The 12723-nt window shown below is 40.4% G+C and carries 6 protein-coding genes and 1 tRNA gene; 5 read left to right on the top strand and 2 right to left on the bottom strand.

Going from position 1 to position 12723, the window contains the following annotated elements; translation table 11 throughout:
* Window positions 1-25 precede the first annotated feature (25 nt).
* Window positions 26-116: transfer RNA gene (locus tag H4J62_RS11380), tRNA-Ser, on the bottom strand.
* Between the two features lie 303 nt (window positions 117-419).
* Between H4J62_RS11380 and H4J62_RS11375 the strand changes: the two genes are divergently transcribed.
* Window positions 420-1871 carry an MFS transporter gene (locus tag H4J62_RS11375; protein ID WP_182217415.1) on the top strand — a complete coding sequence of 484 codons (1452 nt, stop codon included), beginning with the start codon at window positions 420-422 and terminating at the stop codon, window positions 1869-1871.
* Between the two features lie 83 nt (window positions 1872-1954).
* Here the strand turns inward: H4J62_RS11375 and H4J62_RS11370 are convergent, their stop codons facing one another.
* The gene (locus H4J62_RS11370) at window positions 1955-2986 is read right to left on the bottom strand and encodes a LacI family DNA-binding transcriptional regulator (protein ID WP_182217413.1); all 1032 of its coding nucleotides are present in this window, start codon (window positions 2984-2986) and stop codon (window positions 1955-1957) included.
* A gap of 438 nt (window positions 2987-3424) precedes the next feature.
* Here H4J62_RS11370 and H4J62_RS11365 point away from each other — a divergent pair, with 438 nt between their 5' ends.
* From H4J62_RS11365 to malQ, 4 genes are all read left to right on the top strand, one after another.
* Window positions 3425-5929, top strand: a complete 2505-nt coding sequence (locus H4J62_RS11365) for a glycogen/starch/alpha-glucan phosphorylase (protein ID WP_182217411.1) — start codon at window positions 3425-3427, stop codon at window positions 5927-5929.
* A gap of 32 nt (window positions 5930-5961) precedes the next feature.
* Window positions 5962-8250, top strand: coding sequence for a 1,4-alpha-glucan branching protein GlgB (gene glgB, locus H4J62_RS11360; protein WP_182217409.1), 2289 nt, complete (start codon window positions 5962-5964; stop codon window positions 8248-8250).
* Window positions 8250-10403: a glycogen debranching protein GlgX gene (gene glgX, locus H4J62_RS11355; protein ID WP_070376836.1), complete on the top strand. Its 2154-nt coding sequence runs from the start codon at window positions 8250-8252 to the stop codon at window positions 10401-10403. The genes glgB and glgX overlap by 1 nt, the downstream gene beginning before the upstream one ends.
* Window positions 10404-10508: 105 nt before the next feature.
* Complete coding sequence (gene malQ / locus H4J62_RS11350; RefSeq protein ID WP_182172370.1) at window positions 10509-12689, top strand: 4-alpha-glucanotransferase; 2181 nt, start codon at window positions 10509-10511, stop codon at window positions 12687-12689.
* Window positions 12690-12723: the final 34 nt, after the last annotated feature.

The following is a 12723-nucleotide window of genomic DNA, read 5'->3' as shown; positions in this document are numbered from 1 at the left end:
TTTCGATTAGCGGTTTTTCTTTGTTTGGCGGTGAGATAGAGATTTGAACTCTAGAAGGGCTATAAACCCTTGCTGGTTTTCAAGACCAGTGCTTTCGACCACTCAGCCATCTCACCTGAATGTCTTAAAACAATTGCTTGCTTCAAGACGGGGCAGATATTAAGACCTGCAATAGCATTTGTAAAGCACTAATTTTACTATTTCTTCTTTATGTTCGATAAATCAGCAAGTGTGCGAAAAAAACAGCTATTTAGCGATAATTTACCATTATTGACGATTTACACAAAAACTTTACCTGTATTTAAATAATAATATTACCTGTTTATATCATGCTGAATACGTATGTAATTTGTTGTGTCAGTTTTTTGGTTGTGATTATATAACTTCATCGTGTGTTACTCTCATAAGAAAAATAATAAATGAAAAACAAACCTCAACTCAGTTTTTGGCAAATATGGAATGTTAGCTTCGGCTTTTTGGGCGTTCAATTTGGCTTTGCCTTACAAAACGCTAATGTCAGTCGAATACTTTCAGACTTGGGTGCTGATCTGCACTCTTTATCTTTATTTTGGTTGCTCGCTCCTATTATGGGCTTACTTATCCAGCCTCTCGTCGGCGCAGCGTCAGATAGAACATGGAATAAGTTTGGTCGCCGTAACCCCTATATATTAATCGGTGCCATATGCGCAACTGTCGGTATGTTATTAATGCCAAACGCGCCGTTATTTGTCTCTGTTATCACACCAATGATTTTTGGTGCGATGATGTTAGCGGTTATGGACGCATCTTTTAATATCGCTTTTCAACCTTTTAGAGCGCTAGTGTCTGATATGGTGCCCGATAATCAAATGAACAAGGGTTACGCTATCCAAGCCTTTTTGATTAATATTGGTGCCGTTATCGGCTCTATATTGCCATTTGTTCTTACAAATGTTGTTGGTTTAGAGAACACCTCACAGCAAGGTAGTATTGCTCCATCCGTTGTTTGGGCATTTTATATCGGCGCCACGGTTTTATTAGGTTCGGTGTTATGGACAGTTTTTAAAACTAAAGAATATTCACCTAAAGAATATTATGAGTTCAAAGGAATGGATGCTGAACAGGTTGCCAAAGAACAAGCCATTGAAAAGTCGTTAATTGAAAAACTAACTGACTTCGTTGGCCTAATGAAATCTATGCCCGAGGTAATGAAGCGTTTAGCACTCGTACAGTTTTTCTCTTGGTTTTCTCTATTCATTATGTGGGTTTATACCATGCCGGCCATTGCTCAACAGGTTTGGGGCATAGATGTAAAGTGGTTTGACCCTACCTATATTAGCTCTGTTGGTGGTATTCCCAATGATATCGCTGCGGCAAAAGGCGCAGCTGGTGACTGGGTAGGTATTTTGTTTGCAGCGTATTCTTTGTTTGCGGCCTTTTTCTCAATTGTGCTGGCCAAGCTTGCCAATACCTTCGGCCGAAAAGCGGTTTACTCGTTTTCCTTACTCGCCGGTGGCTTAGGTTATTTAAGCTTTATGTTTATCAATAACCCTGAACCAACTTTAGTCAATTTATTGATCACTGAAATCACGGTGCCACAAGGCGCGGTTACTTTATTTATTCCTATGATAGGTGTAGGTATTGCTTGGGCTGCTATTTTAGCAATGCCATACTCAATACTTGCTGGTGCATTACCTGCCAACAAAACCGGTGTATACATGGGGATTTTTAACTTTACCATTGCCGCGCCACAAATTATCTCAGGAATTTTTGCTGGCTGGATATTAAATTCAGTTTTTGAAAACCAGGCAATAAATATTATTATCTTAGCGGGTGTCTCTATGGTACTTGGTGCTGTATCCGTTTATTTTGTCAAAGAAAAAAGCGAGTAACCTCTACTCGCTTTTGTTTGTAGGTTAGGGCTCTACCTAAAATTTGTTAGTGAAAAACTAACCTACATAAACACTATAAAACATCAATTGCCACTGCCACAAGATTGACGAACCACAAGTGTGGTTGCCATCAACTCTGTTTTTGCTTCTTCGCCATTCACTAGTGCTAAAAGCTTTTCTACTAATAACTCCCCTGCTAACATCGTATCTTGTTTAGCTGTAGTTAAGGTCGGAAAAGTAAAACTAGCAACCGGAATATCATCAAAACCAAACACGGCTATATCTTCGGGTACGCGCATATTGTGTTCTTGCAAAGCGCGCATCGCACCCACGGCAATTAAATCACTGGCCGCCATAATGGCATCAAAACTTTCACCACCCTTAATAAGGTTTAATGCAGCGTTATGGCCAGATTCTTCGGTAGAAATCGCGTCAAATTGAAGTTGGGTATTAACGACTAAGTCGTGATCAGTTTGCGCTTTACAATGACCTAAATAACGATCTAAAAATTCAGGAGAGCCCGTTGAAACTCCGCCTAAAAAAGCAAATTTTTTGCGGTTATTATTAATGACATGTTCGGTGAGTTGATAGCCTCCTTGGAAGTTATCGCAACCGACAGAGACAACATCGAGGTCTTTTACTTCAGCCCCCCAACGAACGAAATGGGTTTCTTGCTCTATTAACTGAACAAGCTTTTCTTCGTAATCGGTGTAGTCACCATAACCCAACAATATTATCCCGTCAGCTTTACGGGTATCTTCAAAGTCAGCATGCCAATCGTGGCTCATTTGCTGAAAAGAGACTAATAAATCATAGCCCTTATTACCACAAGCTCGGGTAATGCTGCCTAACATTGACATAAAAAAAGGATTGATTAATGAGTCATCGTTGGTTGGGTCTTCAAACAATAGCAAGGCAATGGTGCCACTACGTTGAGTACGTAAACTGCTGGCGTTTTTATCTACTTTGTAATTAAGTTCTTTGGCAATGGCTTGAACACGTAGCCGTGTTTCTTCATTTACTAACGGACTATTACGTAGTGCTCTTGAAACTGTTGACTGAGAAACGCCCGCACGATAAGCAATATCAAACGAAGTATTTTTAGCTTTAACCATTAAATTAACCAATAACTTATTAATAAATATACTACTTAGATACTAACTTAGCCCCCTAGCCTTGTATACCTTATTAAGAGTAAAGCAAAAAATTACTCAGCTGATAAACGCCGACTTCCATCAAATTTTAAAGGTAGCGAGTAAGTCATCACCCTGAACTTTTCATCAAGCGCCAATAATCATCAAAAATGCATACGTATGCATGGCAAATAGTGCATAAATCCATCATGCATACGTATGTAGTTTATTGCTCTAATTTCTAACATCGGCATAATTTAATCATCACGTTATTTATTGTGGAAAGAATTCGTACGACTGATGCAAATAAAAAATAAGGATGAATAAAGTCCTATATATACGCCACAGATTTTAAATAAACAGGAAATAAATCAAAACGTCAGCAACGAACAAGACGGTTTTTGATGATAAAAATTTATTATGATAAATAAAAAAATAAAAAGTAGCACAGCTGATATTACCGCCACTGACTTAAAAAAACGCATTCAGCACCATTTGAACAGTACCTTAGGTGATCGCGTTATTTGTGAAGACGCCTACAAAAATACACCACAAAACAAGCAGGCTTATTGGCAAGCGACATCAATGGCGCTTAATGAAATTATTATTGATAAACTGCAAGCAAGTAAGGTTCAACAAGCAAAATCAGCGACTAAAAGTATTAACTACCTGTCACTTGAATATTTGATGGGGCGACTACTTTCTAACAACTTACATAATTTAGATTTATATAAAAATACCGAAAAGGCCCTTAAATCACTTGGTTTTGATTTAGCCGATTTATGTGAAGAAGGGGCTGATTTAGCCCTAGGTAATGGTGGATTAGGCCGTTTAGCCGCATGTTTTCTTGATTCATTAGCGACACTTGATTACAACGCTATGGGTTACGGCATTCATTACCAACATGGTTTATTCAAACAAAGTTTTAAAGACGGACACCAAATAGAACAGCCTGATATGTGGCGTGAGTTTGGTAGTCCTTGGGAAATTTGCCGTCCTGAATCTACCCAGCTTATTCCCGTTTATGGTTATGTTGAACAACAAGCACAAGCCGACGGTAGTTTAACATCGGTTTGGCGTGCAGGAAAAATGCTCAAAGGAGTTCCTTGGGATATTCCTATCGTTGGCTATAACTCGTCAACCGTAAATGCTTTACGCTTATGGGAATGTCGCGCAGACTCTGCCTTTGACTGGGATACCCTTAATCAGGGTGACTATCTACAAGCGCACCACGATCAAGTCAATGCTGAAACAGTATCTAAAGTTCTTTATCCTAATGACGAACACGATGCGGGTAATGAATTACGCTTTATTCAACAGTACTTTTTCTGTGCTTGTTCAATTAAAGACATTATTAGTCGTTATCAGCTGCAATTTGGTCCACTTACCCAAGGAAGTAGTACAAACTTTGCTGAAAAAGTAGCGATCCAACTCAACGATACCCACCCTACCATTGCCATTTTAGAGTTAATGCGCGTATTACTTGATGAGTATGACTTCTCATGGCAAAACGCCTGGCAATTAGCCGGTAAAGTATTTTCTTATACTAACCATACCCTGTTACCTGAAGCGTTAGAAAAATGGTCTGTTTCATTATTTGAACGTGTACTACCACGCCATTTAACTATTTTATATCGTATCAACGAAGCATTTTTGAATGATGAAGTGAATGCGATGTGGCCAAACAACGAGGCAATGCGCGCTCGCCTTTCAATTATTGAAGAAGGTGAACAACGTAAAGTCCGTATGGCACATTTATGTGTCATTACTTCACATAAAGTTAACGGTGTTGCTCAAATCCATTCAGACTTAGTAAAAAAAGATCTATTCCCAGAATTCAACCAACTTTGGCCAGAGAAATTAACCAATGTAACTAATGGTATTACCCCAAGACGTTGGTTGAAATCATGTAACCCATTACTGTCTGAATTACTATCAAAGCACGTTGACGATGACTGGGCTAAAAACTTAAACAGCTTATCTTCATTATCAACCCTTGCTGATAATGCCAGTTTCCAAAAGAAATTCATGGCAATTAAACATCAAAACAAAGTGGCATTAACCACTGAAATTAAAACCTTAACCGGTATAGATGTCAGCCCAGAGGCCATTTTTGATGTCCAAATTAAACGACTTCATGAATACAAACGCCAGCACCTTAATTTATTGCATATCTTAGCGCTATACCGCCGTTTATTGGCTGATCCTGACTTACCTATGCAACCACGCGTATTTATCTTTGGTGCAAAAGCAGCGCCGGGCTATCAGTTAGCCAAAGAAATTATTTACGCAACCAATAAAATTGCTGAAAAAATCAATAATGACACCCGCATTCAAGACAAATTAAAAGTGGTGTTTTTACCTAACTATCGGGTCAGTTTAGCCGAAAAAATAATTCCGGCAGCCGATGTTTCAGAGCAAATATCAACAGCAGGTAAAGAAGCCTCTGGTACTGGCAATATGAAGCTCGCCCTCAACGGTGCCGTAACCATTGGGACTTTAGATGGCGCAAACATTGAAATAGCTGAAGAAGTTGGCGACGACAATATTTTCATCTTTGGCTTAACCGTTGATGAAGTTAAAGCCCTAGATAACAAAGGCTACAACCCTTATCACTTTTATGAAACGAATAATGAAATCAAAGCCTGTTTAGACTGGTTAGACACGGACTACTTTACGCCAGGCCATATGGGAGAATTATCTTCGATTAAACAAAGTTTCCTTGAAGGTGGCGATCCATACAAAGTGCTGGCTGATTTTGAAAGCTACAGTGACGCTCAACAAGACTTAGGTGTCGCTTATCAAGACAAAAAACGTTGGGCAAAAATGGCCATTTTAAATACGGCGTTGATGGGTAAATTTAATTCTGATCGCTCGATTGAAGACTATGTGAAAAACATTTGGTTTTTAACACCGAGCGCTTAAGCATTAATTATTAAGAAAACTGAGGAAAATATATGAGTTTATCTGTAAATGACATCAAAGCTTTAGTCAGCGCTTGCCATAAGACACCTTACGAGGTTTTAGGGTTAAATGCTGACCAAAACACTCGTTATTTACGGATCACTTGCTATTTTCCTCACCTTAACGATATTGACGCTGTTGAGATAATGGCCTTAGCCCCTAATAAAAAATCAGCGCAACTTAATAGTAATGAACAGATAAAATCATTAGGTAAGTTGGTGAAAGTTCATCACAGTGGACTTTACTCACTTAAGCTACGTCGTAAAAAATTATTCACTTATAAACTCAAGCTGACCTCTGCAAACGCATCATGGTTAATTGACGATCCCTATCAGTTTTCAGCTACCTTAGGGGAGCTTGATATTTACTTGCTGCAACAAGGTAATCATCAAAAACCTTACGAGAAATTAGGCGCTCATCTGCAAAATAAAACCCTTAATGGCCAAAAAATTCAGGGTGTTTCGTTTGCTGTTTGGGCACCTAATGCCAGTCATGTTTCTTTGCTTGGTGACTTTAATCACTGGGATGAACGTAGCCATGCCATGCAAAATATCACCTTGGGCGATGTCGCTAGTGGCTATTGGAATATATTTATCCCACAAGCGTCAGTTGGGCAACAATATAAGTATGCGATTAAAGACAAAAACGGTAACACGTTACCATTTAAAGCCGACCCTTATGGCAACCAAGCCCAATACCGACCTGACACAGCGTCAATTATCAGTGCAAAAGACAATTACCTTTGGCAAGACCAAGATTGGTTAGCCAAACGTGAAAAACGTAACAGTAGAAACGCTGCAATTTCAATTTACGAAGTCCATTTAGGCTCTTGGCGCCGAGATAAAAATAACGAATTTTTAAATTACCGTCAGATAGCTGACCAGCTTATTCCTTACACTTTATCAATGGGTTTTACCCATATTCAGCTAATGCCGGTCAGTGAATTTCCATTCGATGGTTCATGGGGATATCAACCGGTTGGCTTATTTGCACCAACAGCTCGGTTTGGTAATGAAGCTGACTTTCAGTATTTTGTTGATGCCTGTCATCAAGCCAATTTAGGCTTATTGATTGATTGGGTACCGGGACATTTTCCAAGTGATGATCACGGTTTAGCGACCTTCGATGGTACTCATCTTTTTGAGCATGAAGACCCCAGACAGGGATATCACCCCGACTGGAATACCCATATTTATAATTACGAGCGTGTTGAAGTTGCTAATTTTTTGCGAGCAAGTGCCCTGCATTGGTTAGATAAATACCATGTTGATGGCATTCGCGTTGACGCAGTTGCCTCGATGCTTTATCTCGACTACAGCCGCAAAGAAAATGAATGGATCCCTAACATCCACGGAGGCAGAGAAAACTTAGCCGCTGTCGACTTTTTAAAACGCTTTAACGAAGAACTCTATCAACAATACCCTGGTACATTTTCTGTTGCCGAAGAGTCTACGTCATGGCCGGGTGTTTCTCGCGCGACCCATGATGGCGGTTTAGGCTTTGGTTATAAATGGAATATGGGCTGGATGAACGACAGTTTACAATACATGCAGCGTGAATCTGTGCATCGTTGCCATCACCATAACGAACTTAGCTTTAGCCTAGTTTATGCCTTTGATGAAAACTTTATTCTGCCACTTAGTCATGACGAAGTCGTTCATGGTAAAGGCTCTATTTTACAAAAGATGCCTGGCGATGATGCTTGGCAACAGTTTGCCAATATACGCGCTTATTACAGTTTTATGTGGGCACATCCCGGTAAAAAGCTACTATTTATGGGCTGTGAATTTGCCCAAGGTAAAGAATGGGATCATGACCACGAACTTGATTGGCATCAACTTGACGTTCACTGGCACAGTGGCGTACAGCGACTGATTAAAGCGTTAAATAAGGTTTATTGCAACACGCCAGCACTCTATGAAAAAGATTGCCAAAGCGAGGGTTTTAGTTGGTTAGATCATCAAAACAGCGAACAATCAATTTACAGCTTTATTCGTTTTGGCAATGACGCCCAAGAGAATGCGGTTGTCGTGGTATGTAACTTTACCTCACAAACCCATCATAACGTTAAATTAGGGGTACCAAAATCGGGAGAGTACGTCGAATTACTTAACTCGGACGCTGAAATTTATGGCGGCAGTAACACCTTGAACCTAGGTATTTTACCGAGTGTAGAATTGGCCTGGCAAGGTCAGCAACACTATATAGACATTACTGTACCCCCGTTAGCGACAGCGATGTTTATCCTCAAAGATGTACGTTTACCACTTGAGGGTAAATAATGACAACTTGCGCAATTAACACTGCATACAAAGTAACTTCGGGGCGTTCGTATCCGATGGGTGCTTCACTGGCTAAAAGTGGTCTGGGCTGTAACTTTGCCCTATTTTCTGCACATGCAACAAAAGTAGAGCTTTGTCTATTTTCAGGTGACGGTAAATATGAACTACAGCGCATTGAATTACCTGAGTTTACCGATGATGTTTGGCATGGTTTCGTTGAAGGGATCGCAGAAGGTTGTTTATATGGCTACCGCGTACATGGTCCTTTTGAACCTCATAATGGCCATCGTTTTAATGCTAATAAATTATTGTTAGACCCCTATGCTAAAAAATTGCACGGTAGCTTTATCCGCAGCGACCTTAATTTTAGTTATGATCTAAAAAGCACCCAAAAAGATTTAACCGTTGATAATCGGGATAATTCGGCGACTATGCCAAAGTGTGTGGTTGTTTCACCATTACTGTTTAGTCAAACGCATCCACAAGTTCGTCGCCGTGACACCATTCTTTATGAATTACATGTTAAAGGCTTTACCCAACAAAATCCCGATGTACCCATTGAGCTACGCGGAACATTCGCGGGTCTTGCTAATAAAAAGGTTTGCCAGTATTTAAAGTCTTTAGGGGTAACCAGTATTGAACTGCTACCCGTGCAACAGTTTATTAATGAGGACTTTGTCCAAGACAAAGGGTTAACTAATTACTGGGGCTATAACACCATTTCATTTTTTGTTCCGCACGCCGCTTACTGCCACTCAGGTGAGGTTGGCGAGTTTCGTTCTATGGTTGAAACTTACCATGAAGCAGGTATCGAAGTTATTCTTGATGTGGTTTATAACCATACGGCAGAAGGTGATGAACTTGGTCAAACGCTGAGCTTTAAAGGCATAGACAATGCTAGTTATTATCGTTTACACCCAGCTGACAAACGCTATTATGAGAATTTTTCAGGGTGCGGCAATACCATTAATGTGCAGCACCCTCGTGTTATTCAACTGATCACTGACAGTTTGCGCTACTGGGTAGAAATCATGGGCGTTGACGGTTTTCGTTTCGACTTAGCGCCAGTACTAGGGCGCGATGCACCTGATTTTAAAGCCAACAATCACTTTTTTACCAGTATAAGACAAGATCCTATCTTATCAAGAGTTAAACTTATTGCCGAACCTTGGGATGTCGGTCATGGCGGCTATCAACTAGGCCGTTTTCCCAATAGCTGGTTAGAGCTAAACGATCGTTTTCGTGACTCTTGTCGACGCTTCTGGCGAGGTGAACAAGGCTTAGTTGCAGAGTTTGCTAAACGTTTGCACGGCTCAAGTGACATTTTTGAACAGCCCAGTCGTCGACCTAGTGCCAGTGTTAATTTTATTACTTCACATGATGGTTTTACCTTAACCGATTTAGTGAGCTTCAATAACAAGCAAAACAAGGCGAACGGCGAACAAAACCATGACGGCCATAACAGTAACTTTAGTAATAATTTAGGGACTGAAGGGCCAACCGACAATTGTAGAATTAGTCTTTTACGCCGCCAGCAAAAACGCAATTTACTGACCACCCTCTTTATTGCTCAAGGCACGCCGATGTTACTCAGTGGCGATGAACTCAATAATAGCCAGCGCGGTAACAATAATGCTTACTGCCAAGATAATGAAATATCGTGGCTAGATTGGCAAAGCCCACAAGCACAGCAAGAATCAGATTTTGTTAAAAAATTAATTGCACTGCGAAAAGCACATCCGCTATTAAACAGAACACATTATCAACACGGTGTAAAAGTAAGTGAACATACCGGTTTAGCTGATATCAGTTGGTTAAATTGTCACGGTAAAGCGATGACTAAAGACAATTGGCATGATCAATCCATCAAGTGCTTTGCAATGATGTTAGCCAATACCGAACGCTCATCTACTCCTGAACATCAGCAAGACGATGCCCTACTGATTATTTTTAATGCTCATCAGCGCAGTATCAACTTCTTATTGCCAGTACTTAACGGTTACTGGCAAGTGCTCATTGATACCGCTGTTGATAATCAAGAATACAGTTACGCTGACAAAAAATCGCCAAAAAACATTAGACACCCCGCTATTACTATTGCTGAACATAGCTGTGTGGTATTGCGGTATTTACATAGCCCAAAAGACAAATAGCAATACGGTTCTGCGTTAAGTAGTTGAATCGTAGATAACAAAATCACCACAAGCATTGGCAAAAGTATTCCTTTAGCCACTCAAAAAGAATAGAGTATTAAACTTATGAATTTGATAGAAAAACTTGCCGACCTAGTTGGCTTTCACAGAAGTTACACTGATAGTTATGGGCACCAAGTTCCGGCAAACGAAAGTGCTAGGCATAGCCTACTTTGTGCTATGGGTTATGACCTGTCTAATAACCATACTATCAATAACAGTATTACAGCCTTACAAGAAGATAGCTGGCGTAAAATGTTGCCTGGCGTCCATATTGCTAAGCTTGAAGAACACAGTCACACTATTATTATTAGCCTACCGGTAGATGAAAGTTTAAAAGTTACTTGGCAGATAACTACTGAGCAAAGCGAAATCTTAACGGGTGAAGTGTTGGTTAGCGAGTTAATTTTCCAAGAAAAAAATCAGCTTGCCGATAAAGAATATCGAAAGCTTGCCTTAACACTCCCTTTGTTATCGCAAGGTTATCATAAGCTTAAGCTGAGTTATGGCCAACAAACAGCAAGTTGTCATTTGATTTTTGCGCCTAAAACTTGTTATAGCCCACAGGAAGCCTCACCAGAAAAAATGTGGGGATATGCTGCGCAGTTATATTCACTCAAAAGTGAAAGTAATTGGGGAATGGGCGATTTTGGTGATTTAAAAACACTGGTTAAAAATTCTGCCGAGCAAGGCGCTGCCGCCATAGGTTTAAATCCGTTGCATCCCTTGTATCAAAATAATCCCGCACATCGCAGCCCTTATTCCCCGACCAGCCGTTGTTTTCTCAATAGTTTGTATATTGATGTTACCCAGGTACCTAACTTTTCAAGCTGCAAGGCCGCTCAACTTCGCTTTAACAGTGATGAATTTCAAGCAAAAGTTAACTTCGTCCGTAACACTGAACTTATCGATTACCCTGGCGTTGCTGATGTTAAATTTGAAATTATTGAATTACTCTTTGAAGACTTCATTCAAGCGAATAATGACCAGAATGTAAGCGCGACCTACCAAGAGTTCAGCGACTTTAAAGCCGAGCAAGGCGATGATTTATTACTGTTAACCACCTTTGACGCCTTATATGAGTATTTTAGAATGATTGATTCTAATGCTTATGGTTGGAAAATGTGGCCGAGTGAGTTTCAATCACCACATTCAGCACAAGTCGCTGCTTTTCAACAACAGCATGCTAAACGTCTTGATTACTTTGCTTTTTTGCAATGGCTAGCTCATCGCCAGTTAACTGATGTTGCCGCATTAACAGAACAAGCTGGCATGCCGATTGGTTTATATCTAGACCTTGCGGTTGGTTGTGACGGCTCGGGCGTTGATGTTTGGTCTGATAAAGATGTTTATGTGTCTGGTGCAGCGGTTGGTGCTCCACCCGATGCTATGAATACCTTAGGGCAAGATTGGGGGCTAACGCCGATTAACCCAGTAGCACTGCAGCAACAAGGATATTTACCCTTAATAAAGGCACTGCGCAGTAATATGCAATATGCAGGTGCTTTACGTATTGATCATATTTTAGGTTTAATGCGTCAATATTGGGTAGCGCCGGGCATGAAAGCCGATCAAGGTGTTTATATTACCTTTCCATTTAAAGATATATTGCGCATTATTGCCCTTGAATCTCGTCGTAATGACTGTGTGGTTATCGGCGAAGACTTAGGCACGGTGCCCGATGGCTTTAGTGAAATAATGGCCGCCGCAGGTTTACTATCATACAAGGTGCTATTTTTTGAGCGTTGGGAGTCGGGTTTATTTAAACGCCCGGAGTTGTATCCAGCCCAATCTATGGTAACAGTGTCAACACACGATTTACCTACCCTTACCGGTTGGTGGACTGGACGTGATTTACATTGGCGACAAGCATTGAATCTATATCCATCAGACGAAATGGGCCAACAAGAACGCCAAGCTCGTATACAAGACCGTAGCTTGTTAGTTGCAGCATTAGCAGACTTAGACGTTATCGATGTAACAAAAGCGCCGCAACAAAGTCCGGCAATAATCAATACTGAATTATCAATTGCCGTCCAGAAATATATGGCGAAAGCACACAGCCATATCCAACTTATTCCATTAGAAGACACCTTAGAGATTGTTGAACAAGTTAACATTCCCGGCACTATCGATGAACACCCTAACTGGCGTCAAAAATTACCGGTAACTATGACTGAGTTTTGGCAAAAAGATTCTGTTAAATTGCTTGCACAAGCGATGCAAAAAGCCAGACCAAAAAGCTAATATTAGTCATAATGTCGATTTTAATGAACACAAT

Origin of the sequence: Colwellia sp. BRX8-5 (genome assembly GCF_014077325.1) — a bacterium.
GTDB lineage: Bacteria > Pseudomonadota > Gammaproteobacteria > Enterobacterales > Alteromonadaceae > Colwellia_A.
The sequence above is the reverse complement of the archived record's forward strand: the minus strand, read 5'-3'. Positions and strand labels throughout refer to the sequence as shown.